Genomic DNA, 16,882 nt, shown 5'->3' with positions numbered 1-16,882 from the left:
CCTATATTTTTATCGTAAGTAATCTGAAATTCTAAACCTCCTCGTTTTTCTTTAGAGTTCTGAATTTTAACGGGTTGATTTCTTTTATTTAAATAGAAAACGACATTTGACTTCGAAACATTCTTAATTTCAATCGTAATCTTATCACCATATTTCGCTTCGATTATTCCTGAATCCGGAGATTTAATTTTATAATCTCCTGAAATGGTTTTATTATAAATTAATGGTCCGTTTAGAAACTCATTTTTATCTATTTTATTCCCCAAATACAAACCTGAATCCGGAAAATGCTTAGCAAAAAAGTAATCCTGATCTGTGTCAAAATAAACCGGATCAAAATCGCTTACCATTCTTCCTTTACTACTATCATAATATCCCTGACCCCAGGTAACATCTATTAAACGCCACCTTTTATCAATCAAAACAGTGTTCCATGCATGATTTGAAGAAGTGTTTTTTCGACCAATATCTACTAACCTTGTTTTTGAATCTCCTCTAATTATTTCTGATTTTAAGCCAACTAATCCAGCCAAATGCTGAAACAAAGCTGTAAATCCTTCGCATACTGCTTTCTGAGAATCAAAGGTATTCTGAATCAGTTTATCATTGATTTGTTTGATCTTTCTTTGTTTTTCAGCTTCTGTAGAATAGCTAAAACCTTGCGTTCTTTGCGGTTTTAAAAAAGAAGCATAATCGTATTTTATATTAAGAGCAATCCAGGTATAAATAGCGCGTGCTTTATCTCCATCAGAACTAAAATCGTCCTGAATTTTTTCGGCGAGATCTTCTGTAGAATTAAAATGCTTGGGATATTTTACAACTGCTCTGTCAACATCACTATACTTTTGGGAGTACGATGAATGCAGAAAACAAAAACTCAGGAAAAGAACTAAAACGGTAATCTTTTTTATGGTCATCGATTAAAAACTAGACTTTATTATGTCTTTCAATTCTTTATCTAACTCCACATTCGAGATTTTATTTTGCTCTAAATCAAAATTAGCATTAAAGGCAGGTAATGAAAATGTACCTTTAATTTCAGCACCATATCTTGGCAAAGCATTACGGCCTATTTCTAAAACCGAAGCACCTCCCCTTGTTCCAGGCGAAGTTGCTAATAATAACATTGGCTTTTTCTGAAAAACATCTTTTTCAATTCGGGAAGACCAATCGAATATATTTTTAAATGCTGTAGAATAATTATTATTATTTTCTGCCAGAGAAACAACTAAAATATCTGCACCGGCAAGTTTAGCCAAAAAAGCTTTTGCAATTTCATGCTGACCAATTTCTTTTTCAACATCAACGCTAAACAATGGCATTGCAAAATCATTTAAATCTAAAACTTCAACTTCGGCATTATCGAATAAACCTGCCGCATAAGTTGCTAAGCGTTTATTGATAGAATGCTTACTGTTACTTCCTCCAAAGGCTACTATTTTCATATTTGGTTATTTTTTTGAGCTTGCTTTTTTGCCATAGATTAAATGATCTTAAATGATTACCTAATGTTAATCTGTGAAAATCTTTTTAATCTGTGCCTTATATTTTATTGGGCTCAATTTCATAAATCTCTTTTTGAATCTCTACTGAGTATTCATTCGGGTAAATTTTACCTCCATAAGATTTTGCATATACTTTGGTAAATTCTGCTCCAAAATACAGAATAATTGCCGAATAATATACCCAAACCAAAATAATTATCACAGAACCTGCTGCACCGTAAACAGATGCAACTGTAGAACTGCCCAGATAAAATCCTATAGCAAATTTACCAATCATAAATAATATCGCCGTTACAGTTGATCCTATAAAAGCATCTTTCCATCTTATTTTTCCATCGGGTAATGTTCTGAAGATAATAGCAAAAAGAAGCGTTATACTCGCCAATACAATTACGATGTTCACTACATAAAACAGATAAACTGTACTTTCCGGAAAATATACTTTTAAGCGTGCGCTTAGTAAATCTAAAGTGGTACTTATAAAAAGGCTGACAAGCATTAAAAAACCAACCGAAGCAATCATAGAAAACGACATTAAGCGATTTTGAATGAATTTTTTAATCCCTTTATCAGGTTTGGCGCGTAATCCCCAAATAAAATTTATCGAGCTTTGTATTTCAGCAAAAACTCCTGACGCTCCAATTAATAACATAATGATTCCAAAAACTGTTGCAAAAACATTCTCACCAGACAATTGTACATTTTTTATTGCTTCTTGAATCTGAATCGCTGCACCATTACCCACCAAACCATTAATTTGCCCGTACAATTCTCCCGTTACAGCCTCTTCACCAAAGAAAAAACCGCAAATGGTTATTATAATAATTAATAAAGGAGGCAATGCAAATATGGTATAATACGATAATGCCGCACTTAACTTAATCGCATTATCATCATTAAATTGTAAAAAGGTATTCTTAAGCAGAAACCATGACTTGGAGAATATATTTTTAATTTTCATTTGCTCATTTTTTGAAATACTCTCAAATTTACGCAATTATCAAAAAATTGAATTCTCGCTTTAAGGAGAAATTTTATATTTTTTCCATGTTGGATTTACGTTGTTGTGGTCTAAAAAATGGCACGCGGATGACACGGATTCGCTAAAGCGAAAACGCGGATTTGGGCGGATTTTCTTTTATTCGTTTTCTCTAATTAAAAATAAATCTTTTTTTAGGAGCTAATCCCGCTATTCGTTCCAATCTTTTGTGGCGAACACCGCCACAAAAGGATTTCCTCTACTATCGGGGCTAGGGCAACCATTTTCATAATAATATTCTCGTCTAATTTGTCATTTCAAAATATAACACGTTTATTTTTAAGCATAAAAAAACTGCTGAATTTCTCCAGCAGTTTAGTCTATTCTCTATATTCTATTCTCTCAAAAAGAAATTATACGTTGAAACGGAAATGCATTACATCACCATCTTTTACAACATATTCTTTTCCTTCTACTTTAAATTTCCCTGCTTCTTTTGCTTTTGCCTCAGAACCGTACTGAACGTAATCTTCGTATGAAATTACCTCTGCACGAATAAATCCTTTTTCAAAATCAGTGTGGATAACTCCTGCTGCCTGTGGCGCTGTAGCTCCAATATTGATTGTCCAGGCACGAACTTCTTTTACACCAGCAGTAAAGTAAGTTTGTTGTTTTAATAATTTGTAAGCTGCACGAATTAAAACTGATGCTCCCGGCTCTGTTAATCCCATATCTTCAAGGAAAACCTGACGCTCTTCGTAGCTTTCTAATTCTGTAATATCAGCCTCTGCTCCTACTGAAAGGATAATAACTTCAGCATCTTCGTCTTTTACTAATTCACGAACCTGATCTACATATTTGTTTCCGTTTACTGCAGAATTTTCGTCAACATTACAAACGTACAAAACTGGTTTTGCAGTAATTAACTGAAAAGATTCCATTAAAACCTCTTCGTCATTTCCTTGAGGTACAATTGTACGAGCTGATTTAGCTTGCAATAATGCTTCTCTGATTCTGTCTAAAAGTGCTTTTTCTGTTTGCGCTTCTTTATTTCCTGTTTTAGCAGCACGGTTTACTTTTTCTAAACGTTTTTCAACTGTTTCTAAGTCTTTTAACTGTAATTCGATATCAATCGTTTCTTTGTCGCGAATTGGGTTTACGTTTCCGTCTACGTGAACGATGTTATCGTTATCAAAACAACGTAAAACGTGAATAATAGCATTACACTCTCTAATGTTTCCTAAAAATTGGTTTCCAAGACCTTCACCTTTACTTGCTCCTTTTACCAAACCAGCGATATCAACAATATCTACTGTTGCCATTTGTACGCGCTCTGGTTTTACCAATTCTTCTAACTTGTTGATTCTTGGATCCGGAACGTTTACAACACCAATATTAGGTTCGATTGTACAAAACGGAAAGTTCGCACTTTGCGCTTTTGCATTAGATAAACAATTAAATAATGTTGATTTTCCAACATTTGGTAATCCTACAATTCCTGCTTTCATCTGTTGTTTCTATTTATTTTTTATTAGATCCTGATTCTCTCAGGTCTTATCACCAAGCTTCTACCTTAATATATAGAACGTTACTTAATGATGTATAATTTATGTCTCGATTTTTTGTTTCTGCCAAAATGATATTTTTTGGCTTTAAAATTTTGCAAATATAAGATTTAATAGCTCGTAAGTGAAGTAAAAATGAGGATTAATGTATTTTAAAATATTACGTTTAAAAAAATTAAACTTTTTATTAATATTTTATTAAATTATACTACTTTTAACAATGATCAAAACAAAAAATTAAACCAAACTCACAAAACCATGAAAAAGATTGCATTATTTTTATTCCTACTAAATACGATGTTTCTTTTTGCTCAAAAAGAAATTTCAGGAGCTGTAAAAGACAAGTCCGGTGCGCCTTTGCCAGGTGTGAATGTTCTTGAAAAAGGAACTGCCAACGGTACATCGACTGATTTTGAAGGTAGTTATCGCATAAAAGTGAAAGATGGAGCCACATTAATTTTTAGCTATGTTGGCTATTCCTCGATAGAAAAAAAAGTTATCGGTGACAAAATAGAAGTTACTTTAGACGAAAGCGGCGGTCAGATTTTAAGTGATGTCGTGGTAGTTGGTTCAAGAAATGCAAAAAGAACGGTTGTCAATTCGGCTGTACCTATCGATGTTATTAATGTAAAAGATGTTACAACACAAAGCGGAAAACTGGAAATTAATGAACTACTACAATATGTCGCGCCTTCTTTTAATGCCAATAAACAATCCGGTTCTGACGGGGCAGATCACGTAGATCCGGCTTCTTTAAGAGGTATGGGACCTGATCAGACTTTGGTTTTGATTAACGGAAAAAGAAGACATCAGTCGTCATTGATTAATTTATTTGGAACTCGCGGACGTGGAAACACAGGTACAGATTTGAATGCAATTCCTGCTGCGTCTATTAAACGAATTGAGATTTTAAGAGATGGTGCTGCAGCCCAATATGGTTCTGACGCGATCGCAGGAGTTATCAATATTGTTACTAATGATAATATAAATGAGTTTACCGGAGCGATTACCTATGGCGCGTTTAACACAGATGCAAAAGGAGATTTTCCTGAAGGCACAGCCAATACAAAAAATTTCAGATTAGACAAAAAAGGAAACGGAAACACTTTTGGAAAAAATCAAAATTTTGACGGAGGATCTCTAAAAGTATCTGCCAATTACGGAACGGCAATAGGAACTAAAGGAGGATACGTTAACGTTACCGGAGAATTTTTAAATAAAAACAAAACATTACGTCCGGGTTTTGATTTTAGAAAAGGTTTTGGAGAAGCTGAAATTCAAGGAGTGAACTTATTTGTAAATCTTGCCATTCCGATTTCTGATAAAACTCAATTTTATGCTTTTGGAGGAAGTAATTTTAGAGACACAGATGCTTACGCATTTACACGAAACGATGGAGAAAGAGTTGTAGAATCGATTTATCCGGGCGGATATACACCCAGAATAACATCAAAAATAAACGACAATTCGATCGCAGCCGGAATTAGAACAGAAACTTCAGGCGGCTGGAAATGGGATTTAAGCAACACTTTGGGTAAGAACAAATTTCATTATGATATAAAAGGAACTATTAATGCTTCTCTTGAAGATAAATCGCCTAGAGAATTTGATGCCGGTGGTCATAGCTTACTTCAAAACACAACTAATTTAGATGTTTCTAAAAATTACGGTGATATTCTTGGCGGACTTAACATCGCTTTTGGAACTGAGTTTAGAGTAGAAAAATTCGAAATTTTTGCAGGAGAAGAAGGTTCTTATGCAACTTACGATACTAACGGAGTACCAATTACTGATCCTAAAACTCAAAGCGCTCCTACAGTTCCAAATCCTGATTACGATCCTACAGATCCAACTTCTTCACCAACTATACCAAGACCAGGAGGTTCTCAGGGTTTCCCGGGATATAGCCCGTTAAACGAAGTAAACAAAAGCCGTACTAACTTTTCTTTATACGCAGATGCCGAACTAGATGTTACTCAGGCATGGATGGTGAGCGGTGCTGTTCGTTATGAAAACTACAGTGATTTTGGAAGTACTGTAAACGGAAAATTTGCTTCGAGACTAAAAATTACAGATCATATTAACTTAAGAGGTTCTGTAAGTACAGGATTTCGCGCACCTTCTTTAGCGCAAATTTATTATAATTTACATTTTACCAACTTTAGTTCTGCCGGTGCAACCGAAGTTTTATTAGCTTCAAATGACAGCGAAATCACAAGATCTTTTGGAATTCAAAAACTAAACGAGGAAAAAGCCATAAATGCATCTTTAGGATTTACAGCTAATTTTGGAGACTTTACCGCAACAATAGATGGTTATTTAATTAATGTAAAAGACAGAATTGTATTAACAGGTTATTTTGATGCGCCAGCTTTAGGGAACAAATCTAAAGCTCAATTTTTTGTAAATGGTGTAGATACTAAAACAAAAGGACTTGATGTGGTTTTGGCCTGGAAAAAAACAATAAACGAAAATAGATTCGGCGCAACTCTTGTTGGTAATATTAATGATATGAAAATTGACAAAGTACATAATGGTACTTTACCTGCAAATCAATTCTTTGGAGAACGTGACAAAGCTTTCTTACTGGCTTCTGCACCGCCAAACAAATTTGGATTAAACCTTAATTACGGCAGAAAATGGTTTGATGCAGGATTGGCTTTTACCAGATTTAGCGAAGTAAAATTACTGGATTACCAAATGGATGAAGATCCTGAAGACTATAGATTAGATCCGTCTGAAACTGACGCACAAGTACTTGCTAACCAAAAGAAAGCTGCAACAGATACGTACGGTGCAAAAATTGTAACTGATTTAACTTTAGGGTTTAAAGTTTCTAAATCGACTAAAATTAGTATTGGTGCCAACAACCTTTTAAACATTTATCCTGATCAACAAGACGACTGGGTAGAAGCCGGAGGATATTGGGATGCTGTACAAATGGGTTTCAACGGAGCTTATTACTACGCAAGACTTGGGTTTAATTTTTAATACAATTTAGAGAAAAAGACTTTACTTTTAGATACAAAAAATCCTGAGCGTCAAACTCAGGATTTTTTTATTTCTTAAAGATTACAATTTAAAGCTTAAAATCTAAAGAAGCAATTATTGCTTTTTCCTCATCAGTAGCGGTAAATCCTGAAATGTCCCAGTAATTGGTTAGAATTTTATTTTGTTTATTAAAAAGTGTTTTCTCTTTAAAAACATCACTTTCATTATAGGTAAACTTTTGTTTATTGAAACTCGTTGTAACAAAACTATTGCGAACCTGAATATTTTTGACCTTATCTTTTAAGGTAAGATTATAAGCTATTTCTTCATTAGAACTTAAAAGATAATAATTTGAATCGTCTAATCTGTAATCTACTTTTACATAGGATTTGGTAATTTTTTTTGACCCAATTACTGGCTTTTCTTCTATTTCATCAGTATCTCCGGGAATCAAAACACACGAAAATTCGATAATTAGTTTTTTTACCGGATCGTAAATAACCTCAAACTTATCTCCATCTTTTTTATGCAGCGGCGTAATATTCATTACAAAATAGTCTTTGTTATTAGGATGTCCTTTTATAATAAAATCATATTCGTTTTTTACTTTTGAATCTAAAACAGGATTAAAATACTTTAAGTTCGAATAATTCTCCATAATATTATTGAGATTATAACCTCTTAAATCTGCACTTACATCTGTTTCAAGCAAACCATACGATCTATTTTGTTCGACCAATAATGTAGTTGTAGCTTTTTTATTTCCTGAAAACTGAAAATTTACAAGTCCGTCATTATAATAGGAGTATTTATTATCGAGCATAAAAAATTCTCTTACATATACTTTAAGACGGTAAGGTGTTGTGAGTTTTTGTATGGAGTTTGAAACAACTCTTTGCAGGATTTTTTGCGGATTTTCTTTAGACAAGACAATTTCGTCTAATTTATTGTCCTTGTTTTGCAGATAAACTACAAATTGATCTTCTTTTAAAGTAGCCCAGCGAAGGGTTAGATTCTCATAATTCATTTCGGAAACCTGAACATTTGAAGCTCCATTTAATATAAAAGTAACTTTTCCGTCTTCATTACTTAATAAAACCTGCTTGGTTTTAAGTATGACAACCATTGCATTTTCTATAGGCAATTGTGTTTCTATATCTTTTACAATGATAGAATATTCTGTATTTTGAGCAAAACTATTAACGCTAAAACACACAATAATCAAAAGTAGCAATCTCTTCATAGGCGTTGTTAAATTTTCAACTAAAGTATTAATTTTTTATCAATAAATTAACATTTAAAAAATAAATCATTATAAATCAATCGAATAACAAATCCAGAAATTTAGAAATTGGAGCAAAAAAAATCCTGAGTTTAGGGCTCAGGATTTATATTTTCTACAAATAAAAATTTATTCACCATGTAAAAACGCTTGTCTGTTCAACAAGGTTTCTTCATCTTCTACGTGATTATCGTCTGGCACACAACAATCAACAGGACATACAGCAGCACATTGAGGTTCGTCATGAAAACCTTTACACTCTGTACATTTTCCAGGAACAATATAGTACACTTCGTCAGAAATTGGTGTTTGAGCATCTTCTGCATCAACCTCAGTTCCGTCAGGTAAAATTACTTTCCCTTTAAGACTAGTTCCATCCTTATATCTCCAATCGTCAGCGCCTTCATAAATTGCTGTATTTGGGCACTCTGGTTCACAAGCCCCACAGTTTATGCATTCGTCAGTTATAATTATTGCCATCTCGTTCTTGGTTACATGTTAAAAGTTACAGGCTTTGAGTTTAAAATACCAAAGATTTCATTCTGCTTTGCCTTATAACGTAATATAGCTTATTTTTGTGCAAAATTACAATCAAAACAATTCATAAACAAACATTATGACATTAGAAACAAAAAAAAGTGTTTTTGTTGAATTAGGAAAATTTTTAAGTCAGTTTTCCGAAGAAGAAAATACACGAAATGAATCGGTTTTAGGTAATGACTTGTTTTTTGAAGATTTTATAAAACTGATCCTTTTATCTCAATCTCATAACGGATGGTATACACCTGAACAAGTATACTTTGCTATAAAATCATGGGCCGATGCGCTGACCGAAGAAAACATTTCGAAATGGCTTTCTCAATACGCAACAGATTTTACTCAGGATAACAAAACCGAAAAAAACGTCGCTTTAATTTTAGCCGGAAATATTCCGCTGGTTGGTTTTCACGATTTTTTATCGGTATTAATCACAGGAAACAAAGCATTGGTAAAAACATCTTCAAACGATCAGCATTTGTTGCCATTTTTAGCTAAATATTTAGTTTTTGTTGATGAAAGCTTGAAAGATAAGATCACTTTCGTGGAAGGAAAACTGGAGAACTTTGATACAGTAATCGCTACAGGAAGCAATAATACGGCGCGATATTTTGAATATTATTTTAAAGACAAACCGTCTATCATTCGAAAAAACAGAAATTCGGCAGCTGTTTTAAACGGAAAAGAAACACATGAAGAATTAGAAGCTTTAGGCGAAGATATTTTCAGGTATTTTGGTTTAGGATGCCGCAATGTTTCCAAGCTTTTTGTACCGAAAGGCTATTCGTTTGATGCTTTTTTTCAGGCTATTTTTAAATATCAGGACGTTATTCATTACGAGAAATATGCTAATAATTACGACTATAATAAGGCAGTATTTTTAATGAGTAATTTTAAATTATTAGATAACGGATTTTTAACTTTAAAAGAAGATCCTAGTTACGCCTCTCCTATTTCGAGTGTTTTTTATGAATTTTACGAAAACATAGACGAATTACAAGCGCGTCTTGATGCTGATGCTGAACAAATTCAGTGCATCGTGAGCAATGATTTAATTCAAAATAGTATTCCGTTCGGGCAAACTCAAAATCCTCAATTGTGGGATTATGCAGATAACGTAGATACTATAACGTTTTTGTTAACAACAAAGTAAAAATATGTTTAATTATTTCGAATAATTTATCGCTTTTTCAGCTCCTATTGCCGAAATTTGCCTCTTTAAAATTTTCGACTTTTAACAACAACCATGAAAAAACACAACTACAGCGCAGGACCAAGTATTTTACCTCAAGAGGTTTTTGAAAAAGCATCAAAAGCTATATTAAATTTTAATGATTCAGGACTTTCTATTCTTGAAATTTCGCACCGAAGTAAAGATTTCGTTGCCGTTATGGATGAAGCTCGTTCCCTTGCTTTAGAGTTATTAGGACTTACAGGAAAAGGATATCAGGCACTATTTTTACAAGGTGGTGCAAGTACCGCTTTCTTGATGGCTCCGTATAATTTATTGAAAGAAGGTGGAAAAGCCGCTTATTTAGATTCCGGAACCTGGGCAACTGCAGCAATAAAAGAAGCAAAATATTTTGGAGAAACTGTTATCGTAGCTTCTTCGAAAGAACAAAATTATAACCATATTCCAAAAGGATACGAAATACCAGCTGATGCTGATTATTTTCACTGTACTAGTAACAATACTATTTTTGGAACTCAAATGAAAGAATTCCCTGCAACTAACATTCCTGTTGTTTGCGATATGAGTTCTGATATTTTTTCACGCAATTTAGATTTCTCTAAATTTGATTTAATCTACGCCGGAGCTCAAAAAAATATGGGTCCTGCAGGAACTACTTTGGTAGTGGTAAAAGAAGAAATCTTAGAGAAAAGCGGAAGAACAATCCCAAGTATGTTAGATTACGCTAAACATATTAAAGCAGAAAGTATGTATAATACTCCTCCTGTTTTTGCTGTCTACGTTTCTCTATTGACTTTGCAATGGATTAAAGAAAAAGGCGGAGTTGCTGCTGTTGAGAAATTAAACGACGTAAAAGCTGATTTACTTTATGCTGAAATCGACAGAAACCCATTATTTAAAGGGGCTGCTGCAGTTGAAGATCGTTCTAAAATGAATGTGACTTTCTTATTGAACAACCCGGATCATACAGAAACTTTTGATGCTTTATGGAAAGCAGCAAACATTTCCGGATTGCCAGGACACCGTTCTGTGGGTGGTTACAGAGCTTCTATTTACAACGCTATGCCTATCGAAAGTGTTCAGGTATTGGTTGATGTAATGAAAGCTTTGGAGACTAAAGTTTAGTTTTTTTCGGTTAATCGTTAATTTGTTTAACTGTTTAATCGAAAAAAAATGCTTCCTTTAAAATATCAAAAAAGAAAAATCAAATAGCTGGTTTATCGATTAAACAATTAAACGATTAACCAAATAAATAATAAATGCAATGAAAGTATTAGCAAATGACGGAATTTCTAAAAGTGGAATTCTAGCCTTAGAAAAAGGTGGATTTGAAGTTATAACTACAAAAGTAGCTCAGGAACAAGTAGCTAATTTTGTGAATGAAAATAATGTAGATGTGGTTTTAGTGCGTTCTGCAACTAAAGTTCGTAAAGATATTATTGATGCTTGCCCTGGACTTAAAATTATTGGTCGTGGTGGTGTTGGTATGGATAATATTGATGTTGATTATGCTAAAAGCAAAGGAATTCATGTAATTAATACACCTGCTTCATCATCAGAATCTGTTGCTGAATTGGTTTTTGGACACTTGTTTTCTGGTGTTCGTTTCTTGCATGATTCTAACAGAAATATGCCTCTTGAAGGGGATTCAAACTTTGATGGTTTGAAAAAAGCTTACGCTAATGGTGTTGAATTAAGAGGTAAAACGCTTGGTATTGTTGGTATTGGTCGTATTGGACAAGCTACAGCAAAAATGGCTCTTGGTTTAGGTATGAAAGTAATTGCTGCAGATAGTTTTATTCCTTCTGTAGATATTAAAGTTGAGTTTTTTGACGGTCAGTCGATTACAACTACGATTGTTTCTCAATCTTTAGAATCTTTATTTAAAGAAGCTGATTTCATTACATTACACGTTCCTGCTCAGGATGGTTACATCATTGGAGAGAAAGAACTGGCAATTATGAAAGATGGTGTTGGAATCGTAAACTGTGCTCGTGGTGGCGTTATTGATGAAGTAGCTTTAGTAAAAGCTTTAGATTCTGGAAAAGTGGCTTTTGCAGGTTTAGACGTTTTTGAAAGCGAACCAAAACCAGAAATGGCAATCTTAATGCACACTAAAATCTCTTTGACTCCACACATTGGAGCTGCAACAGGAGAGGCGCAAGACAGAATTGGTACTGAATTAGCTTCTCAGATTATTACTTTGTTGAGCTAAGAAAAATAGATTAAATTTAATGAAAGGGATTTACTATGTACCTGTAGTAAATCCCTTTCTTTTTTATACTTTCGCGAACCCTTAAAGTATAACTATGAAGACACCACAAAAAAGTTCTGGACGTAAATGGATCATTCGAGTGATTCTAATGGTAATTGCAATTGCTTTGTTCTGTACTTCTATCTTTGGCAATGTGTTTTCGCTTATTATCGAAAAAGAATATTTTATTCCTGAGCAGTCTTCTATTTTTACTTTTACTGAAACGGTTGGCAATGAAGGTTCAAGCGATCTATGGCGATATGGAGAAGATTACAGCAACTATTATTTCAACCTGAGTACATTTGATAATGCTGTTTTATTTTTTCCTAAAAAGAACGTTAATAATTGTCCCGGATTTAATCCTGAAGATGTTACGACCTGGTGCAAAGTAAAAGTGCCAAAATACTAAACCTTAACATTGGCTTTAATTTAAGGTCATATAAATAAGGTTTTGTACAATTTCTTGAATTTGTCGAACCTAGTAATTAAAAAATAGATTAACTTTAGAGGTATTTATTATAATTTTGTAGTAAATACCTTTCTTTTTATTAAATTTGTCGTCTAATCTAAATCTAAACATTATGTTTGAACAATTAACTCAATTAGTACAACAATACGGAGGCAATGCTGTAGTAAACAACGCTGCAGTTCCTAACGAGCATAACGAAGCTGTTATAAATGAAACCAGTACTTCGATATTTGCAGGATTACAAAAAATTGCTTCAGAAGGTGGCGGCGAACAACTTGCCGGTTTGTTTAGTGGAAAATCTTCTATTGACAGCTCGAATCCTGTTGTGCAGCAAATAACACAACAATTGTCCGGAAATCTTGGAGAAAAATTCGGATTAAGCAGCGAAGCTTCATCAGGCGTTGCAGCCAGTATGATTCCGCAAATACTAAGTTCTTTGGTTAATAAAGCAAAAGATCCTAATGACAGTAGTTTTCAGATTTCTGATATTATTGGTTCTCTTACAGGAAGCAGCGGACAAGCTTCTGGGATCATGGAAACAATCAATAAATACGGAATGCAATTTGGTTTAGATCAAAACAATGACGGAAAGGTAGATGTAGCTGATGTTCTTGTTGTTACTAAAACAAAAGGTGGAATCGCAGGATTTATTGGGCAGTTGTTTGGAAGTAAATAAACTTCCAGGTTCAAAGGTTCAGAGTAACAAAGGGACAAAGGTTTCTTTATAAAATATAAAAGCTGTTTACTTTAGGTAGGCAGCTTTTTTTGTTTTGGATGTAAGAATGGCAAAGGTTTTGATATTCTAACTTTTAAATAAATTTAAATCTGCAATTACTAATTATAAACTGTTGTTAAATAGCAATATAGTTGATTGATATCTTTGTAAATTTAAGTTTCAAACTAAAAAGTTATGAAAAATTACGTCTACATCTTTATCCTTTTATTTACAATTGTTGCTTGTTCTACTACTTCAAAAAATAATATTGCAAACAATACCAATCCGGGACATACTCCTAAAGTTGCTGTAAATGACACTGTGCGAATTGCTAATGATTCTTTAGAATACGAAGTTATTATTATCGACAATGGTTTTAGCACCTGGCTGGCTGCAACGGCGCTTCCGCGTAATTATTATTCTTTATCGTATCTTGAAAACAAGAATAATTTGTATGTAACAGAATGGAATAATCGTGTTTTGCAACCACAACGTTACAATCCGAGTTTATACGAAATGAGGATCGATTATCAGCCAAATATTCATTACGGATACGAAGTAAATTACCTTATTTACAATTATATGATTTATTTTCAAAATACTTACAAACAAAAGCTTTACGGCTATGTTCCTATAAGATAATGTTCTTATATTTGTAAATATTGCAAATAAAAATGAATCGATTAAAGAAACGTTGGGGGATTACCTCAAACCTACAAGCCATAATTATATTGATTGTTTTTGCCATCACAGGATCGGCATCTGCATGGTTGTCTAAACCCTTTTGTGTTTTACTGGGCATCACCAAAGAAGATTTTGGCGGATGGTTTACTTTAATTCGTTTATTGATTATCTTTCCTATCTATCAGGTTTTATTGGTTGCCATAGGAACTATTTTTGGTCAGTTCCGTTTTTTCTGGAATTTCGAAAAGAAAATGCTTAAAAATATGGGACTCGGTTTTTTGTTTAAAGATTAATTCACCTTCTCGTTAAGAAATAAAAAAAATGGCAACTTTTAAGGTTGCCATTTTTCATTTATAAAATTGTTAGATTTTAGTTTTCTCCTTTTTGAAAATAATAAGTATAAATCCACGTAAGTGTAAACGACGGAATTATATCTGTAAACGGCAACGCTTCTTCTATAAAAGTCAATACACTTGCCACTCTACCTACTCTGCCCTTGTACATTCTGGTCATAATAAATGCGGCAACGGGTGCCCAAATTACGTCTGAGAATTCTCCAATCAACGGAATCGAAAAGGATATCATTCCAACACCATCCAAAAGCAAACCCAAAAGGAGTTTTCTGGTTCTGTCGTCTGCGTTTATTGTTTTTACTTCCTGCATTTTCATTTGATTTAGATTATTCGAATTTATAAAGAATTGATTGAATTGAACTTATTTATTAGTGCCATTTTCTTTCTTAATTCCCATATAATAAACCCTTTAATTATTCTTTTTTTTCTGTTACAGCAAATAACTCACCAAAATTTCCGTCAGTCTGAATCCAATTTTCTGATGGCACATAAGCACGCGATACAAATCCGTCGAGATACAAAGCATTTTTACAGCCTAAGCTTTTAAAATAATTCGCAAAATCATAAAAATTTATTTCCTTTTTCGACAATACAAAAACTACTTTTCCATCAGGTAAAATCCCCACTCCATTTCGAATATTCAAATTACCCGAGCCTTTATTAAAGTCAGGATGAATTTTCCCGTCAATAACCAACATCGGGCCGGATTGGGTCGCATATGCTATTGTATTATTATTGCGAAAATCTTCTGTTTTACAAATTGTGGCAATTCTTTTTGTTGTGAGATAAAAAACACCATTCGGTTTTAAGTAGAAATTACCCGCTGCTTTTAAGGTATCTAAAGCAACCAGAACCTTTTGCTTTTCGATATAAAGACCTTGTGGTGAATTATCCTTTTTATACATTCCGCCATTCATGGCAAATTTTAGCGTCAACTTGTCTTTCTCCAGCCAAAGTTTGAGGTTCTCGATACTTCCAAAATTTTCTCCCTTATTATTCTTCCAATATAATCTTAAATCTTGTTTTTTAAGATCGGCTTTATAAACCACAAATTGATCATCAGCATATACTTTGGCACCAATAAAGAGACCAAGAAGTACAATTATCAAAACTAATACCCCAATTTTTGTTTTCATCTCGCTTAATAATTTCTAATAAATGTAGCATAAAATTTCAATACCTATTTAAATAGCTTTCTTCATAAAATTCTGTTACAACCCATTTTTATATCGGCAGAATCTTTGTTTCTTTGTAAAAACAGTTTCAAAATGATTCACGCAAAAAACATACATAAGTTCTACGATAAATTAGAGGTTCTAAAAGGAGTCGATTTGCACATCAAAAAAGGAGAAATTGTTTCTATTGTTGGTGCTTCAGGTGCCGGAAAAACAACCCTTTTACAAATTTTAGGAACACTCGATAAACCGGAAATAAACACCGAATCGTCTCTTACTATAAACGGAGAAAATGTATTAAAATTACAAGATGTAGAAACTGACAATTCTAAACAGGAAAAAACATTTAGATTAATTTCCTGGATAGGCGGTATTTATACCGTAGGCTTACTTGCTTTTTTATTATTCTTCAAACTCACCATATTCGACGATATTTTTAGATACATTACCATCGCGGCTTTGTTGCTGCCACTTTTTGTATTAGCAATTTATATGAATCGCTATTTTAAAAAGAAAAGCAAACAAGACAAAGTATTATCTAATTTCCGAAATTTAAATCTTGGTTTCATTTTTCAATTTCACCAATTATTGCCTGAGTTTACTGCTTTAGAAAACGTTTGTATTCCTGCATTTATGGCAAACAAACCAAAAGCCGAAACCGAAAAAGAGGCCAAAAGAATCTTAGAATATTTAGGTTTATCGCACAGAATACATCACAAACCCAACGAACTTTCGGGAGGAGAACAACAAAGAGTTGCCGTAGCAAGAGCTTTAATCAACAAACCCGACGTTATTTTTGCCGATGAACCTTCAGGAAATCTGGACACTCATTCTGCCGAAAACCTGCATCAGTTATTCTTTCAGCTTCGCGATGAATTTGGTCAAACCTTTGTTATTGTAACGCATAATGAGGAACTGGCAAATATGGCCGATAGAAAATTGATAATGTCAGACGGACAAATTATTTCTTAAATATGATTTTAATTGTAATAAGTTGGATTTATATACTTTTTACCACAATTAATTTAGGCTTTCTTACTGATAAAATAGTTAAATTAAAAAATCAGAATTTTGTCATAACATCAATTCTTGGTTTATTTTCTGTTACTTTATTGGCCAGTATTTGGGCAATTTTTGGAAGAATAAATATCGAATTTCATATTTTTTTACTGTTATTAAAC

General features: G+C 33.3%; 17 protein-coding genes and 2 pseudogenes. 11 read left to right on the top strand and 8 right to left on the bottom strand.

What is annotated here, in order from left to right:
- The 4 genes from FLACOL7796_RS20490 to ychF form a co-directional block, all read right to left on the bottom strand.
- Positions 1 to 917, bottom strand: a 917-nt coding sequence (locus tag FLACOL7796_RS20490; RefSeq protein WP_173972656.1) for a transglutaminase domain-containing protein, incomplete at its 3' end; no start/stop codon positions are given.
- Between the two features lie 3 nt (positions 918 to 920).
- On the bottom strand, positions 921 to 1,445 hold the full coding sequence (locus FLACOL7796_RS20485) for an NADPH-dependent FMN reductase (protein ID WP_173972655.1): 525 nt from the start codon (positions 1,443 to 1,445) through the stop codon (positions 921 to 923).
- 97 nt (positions 1,446 to 1,542) lie between these two features.
- Positions 1,543 to 2,466: a YihY/virulence factor BrkB family protein gene (locus FLACOL7796_RS20480; RefSeq protein ID WP_173972654.1), complete on the bottom strand. Its 924-nt coding sequence runs from the start codon at positions 2,464 to 2,466 to the stop codon at positions 1,543 to 1,545.
- A gap of 431 nt (positions 2,467 to 2,897) precedes the next feature.
- The gene (gene ychF / locus FLACOL7796_RS20475) at positions 2,898 to 3,992 is read right to left on the bottom strand and encodes a redox-regulated ATPase YchF (protein WP_173972653.1); all 1,095 of its coding nucleotides are present in this window, start codon (positions 3,990 to 3,992) and stop codon (positions 2,898 to 2,900) included.
- A gap of 315 nt (positions 3,993 to 4,307) precedes the next feature.
- On the opposite strand from ychF, the gene FLACOL7796_RS20470 reads away from it, so the two are divergent.
- Positions 4,308 to 7,040 carry a TonB-dependent receptor gene (locus FLACOL7796_RS20470; RefSeq protein WP_173972652.1) on the top strand — a complete coding sequence of 911 codons (2,733 nt, stop codon included), beginning with the start codon at positions 4,308 to 4,310 and terminating at the stop codon, positions 7,038 to 7,040.
- Positions 7,041 to 7,128: 88 nt separating this feature from the next.
- Here FLACOL7796_RS20470 and FLACOL7796_RS20465 read toward each other — a convergent pair whose 3' ends face one another.
- Both FLACOL7796_RS20465 and FLACOL7796_RS20460 read right to left on the bottom strand, forming a co-directional pair.
- Entirely contained in the window at positions 7,129 to 8,283 is a 1,155-nt protein-coding gene (locus FLACOL7796_RS20465; protein ID WP_173972651.1) for a hypothetical protein, read from the bottom strand.
- A 168-nt stretch (positions 8,284 to 8,451) separates the two neighbouring features.
- Positions 8,452 to 8,802: a 4Fe-4S dicluster domain-containing protein gene (locus tag FLACOL7796_RS20460; RefSeq protein WP_173972650.1), complete on the bottom strand. Its 351-nt coding sequence runs from the start codon at positions 8,800 to 8,802 to the stop codon at positions 8,452 to 8,454.
- Positions 8,803 to 8,938: 136 nt separating this feature from the next.
- On the opposite strand from FLACOL7796_RS20460, the gene FLACOL7796_RS20455 reads away from it, so the two are divergent.
- The 7 genes from FLACOL7796_RS20455 (at position 8,939) to FLACOL7796_RS20425 (ending at position 14,466) form a co-directional block, all read left to right on the top strand.
- Positions 8,939 to 10,012 (top strand): acyl-CoA reductase, encoded by a 1,074-nt coding sequence (locus tag FLACOL7796_RS20455; RefSeq protein ID WP_173972649.1) that lies wholly within the window; start codon positions 8,939 to 8,941, stop codon positions 10,010 to 10,012.
- Positions 10,013 to 10,105: 93 nt separating this feature from the next.
- The gene (serC, locus tag FLACOL7796_RS20450) at positions 10,106 to 11,176 is read left to right on the top strand and encodes a 3-phosphoserine/phosphohydroxythreonine transaminase (protein ID WP_173972648.1); all 1,071 of its coding nucleotides are present in this window, start codon (positions 10,106 to 10,108) and stop codon (positions 11,174 to 11,176) included.
- 139 nt (positions 11,177 to 11,315) lie between these two features.
- Positions 11,316 to 12,266, top strand: a complete 951-nt coding sequence (locus FLACOL7796_RS20445) for a D-2-hydroxyacid dehydrogenase (protein ID WP_173972647.1) — start codon at positions 11,316 to 11,318, stop codon at positions 12,264 to 12,266.
- Between the two features lie 94 nt (positions 12,267 to 12,360).
- Complete coding sequence (locus tag FLACOL7796_RS20440; protein WP_173972646.1) at positions 12,361 to 12,714, top strand: hypothetical protein; 354 nt, start codon at positions 12,361 to 12,363, stop codon at positions 12,712 to 12,714.
- 172 nt (positions 12,715 to 12,886) lie between these two features.
- Positions 12,887 to 13,450: a hypothetical protein gene (locus tag FLACOL7796_RS20435; protein WP_173972645.1), complete on the top strand. Its 564-nt coding sequence runs from the start codon at positions 12,887 to 12,889 to the stop codon at positions 13,448 to 13,450.
- Between the two features lie 234 nt (positions 13,451 to 13,684).
- Positions 13,685 to 14,131: a DUF6146 family protein gene (locus FLACOL7796_RS20430; protein ID WP_173972644.1), complete on the top strand. Its 447-nt coding sequence runs from the start codon at positions 13,685 to 13,687 to the stop codon at positions 14,129 to 14,131.
- A gap of 32 nt (positions 14,132 to 14,163) precedes the next feature.
- A complete protein-coding gene (locus FLACOL7796_RS20425) occupies positions 14,164 to 14,466 on the top strand; it encodes a DUF6787 family protein (protein WP_173972643.1) in 303 nt (100 codons plus the stop codon).
- A 76-nt stretch (positions 14,467 to 14,542) separates the two neighbouring features.
- On the opposite strand, the gene FLACOL7796_RS20420 is transcribed toward FLACOL7796_RS20425, so the two are convergent.
- Entirely contained in the window at positions 14,543 to 14,836 is a 294-nt protein-coding gene (locus FLACOL7796_RS20420; RefSeq protein ID WP_394367913.1) for a hypothetical protein, read from the bottom strand.
- 103 nt (positions 14,837 to 14,939) lie between these two features.
- The gene (locus tag FLACOL7796_RS20415) at positions 14,940 to 15,662 is read right to left on the bottom strand and encodes a phosphodiester glycosidase family protein (RefSeq protein ID WP_173972641.1); all 723 of its coding nucleotides are present in this window, start codon (positions 15,660 to 15,662) and stop codon (positions 14,940 to 14,942) included.
- Between the two features lie 132 nt (positions 15,663 to 15,794).
- Between FLACOL7796_RS20415 and FLACOL7796_RS24905 the strand changes: the two are divergent.
- The 3 genes and pseudogenes from FLACOL7796_RS24905 to FLACOL7796_RS24725 all read left to right on the top strand — a co-directional run.
- Positions 15,795 to 16,016, top strand: a pseudogene (locus FLACOL7796_RS24905) (ATP-binding cassette domain-containing protein); the annotation flags it as partial.
- Between the two features lie 207 nt (positions 16,017 to 16,223).
- Positions 16,224 to 16,673, top strand: a pseudogene (locus FLACOL7796_RS24900) (ABC transporter ATP-binding protein); the annotation flags it as partial.
- Between the two features lie 2 nt (positions 16,674 to 16,675).
- Positions 16,676 to 16,882, top strand: a 207-nt coding sequence (locus FLACOL7796_RS24725; protein WP_232067418.1) for a hypothetical protein, incomplete at its 3' end; no start/stop codon positions are given.

Source organism: Flavobacterium bizetiae, from assembly GCF_902804475.1.
Classification (GTDB): Bacteria; Bacteroidota; Bacteroidia; order Flavobacteriales; family Flavobacteriaceae; genus Flavobacterium; species Flavobacterium bizetiae.
This window is presented reverse-complemented; position numbering and strand designations above follow the sequence as displayed.

Bases quoted from the DNA above. Each gene is read 5' to 3' on its own strand.
- FLACOL7796_RS20485 (WP_173972655.1), bottom strand. From the start codon at position 1,445: ATGAAAATAGTAGCCTTTGGAGGAAGTAACAGTAAGCATTCTATCAAT.
- FLACOL7796_RS20480 (WP_173972654.1), bottom strand. From the start codon at position 2,466: ATGAAAATTAAAAATATATTCTCCAAGTCATGGTTTCTGCTTAAGAAT.
- ychF (WP_173972653.1), bottom strand. From the start codon at position 3,992: ATGAAAGCAGGAATTGTAGGATTACCAAATGTTGGAAAATCAACATTA.
- FLACOL7796_RS20470 (WP_173972652.1), top strand. From the start codon at position 4,308: ATGAAAAAGATTGCATTATTTTTATTCCTACTAAATACGATGTTTCTT.
- FLACOL7796_RS20465 (WP_173972651.1), bottom strand. From the start codon at position 8,283: ATGAAGAGATTGCTACTTTTGATTATTGTGTGTTTTAGCGTTAATAGT.
- FLACOL7796_RS20460 (WP_173972650.1), bottom strand. From the start codon at position 8,802: ATGGCAATAATTATAACTGACGAATGCATAAACTGTGGGGCTTGTGAA.
- FLACOL7796_RS20455 (WP_173972649.1), top strand. From the start codon at position 8,939: ATGACATTAGAAACAAAAAAAAGTGTTTTTGTTGAATTAGGAAAATTT.
- serC (WP_173972648.1), top strand. From the start codon at position 10,106: ATGAAAAAACACAACTACAGCGCAGGACCAAGTATTTTACCTCAAGAG.
- FLACOL7796_RS20445 (WP_173972647.1), top strand. From the start codon at position 11,316: ATGAAAGTATTAGCAAATGACGGAATTTCTAAAAGTGGAATTCTAGCC.
- FLACOL7796_RS20440 (WP_173972646.1), top strand. From the start codon at position 12,361: ATGAAGACACCACAAAAAAGTTCTGGACGTAAATGGATCATTCGAGTG.
- FLACOL7796_RS20435 (WP_173972645.1), top strand. From the start codon at position 12,887: ATGTTTGAACAATTAACTCAATTAGTACAACAATACGGAGGCAATGCT.
- FLACOL7796_RS20430 (WP_173972644.1), top strand. From the start codon at position 13,685: ATGAAAAATTACGTCTACATCTTTATCCTTTTATTTACAATTGTTGCT.
- FLACOL7796_RS20425 (WP_173972643.1), top strand. From the start codon at position 14,164: ATGAATCGATTAAAGAAACGTTGGGGGATTACCTCAAACCTACAAGCC.
- FLACOL7796_RS20420 (WP_394367913.1), bottom strand. From the start codon at position 14,836: ATGCAGGAAGTAAAAACAATAAACGCAGACGACAGAACCAGAAAACTC.
- FLACOL7796_RS20415 (WP_173972641.1), bottom strand. From the start codon at position 15,662: ATGAAAACAAAAATTGGGGTATTAGTTTTGATAATTGTACTTCTTGGT.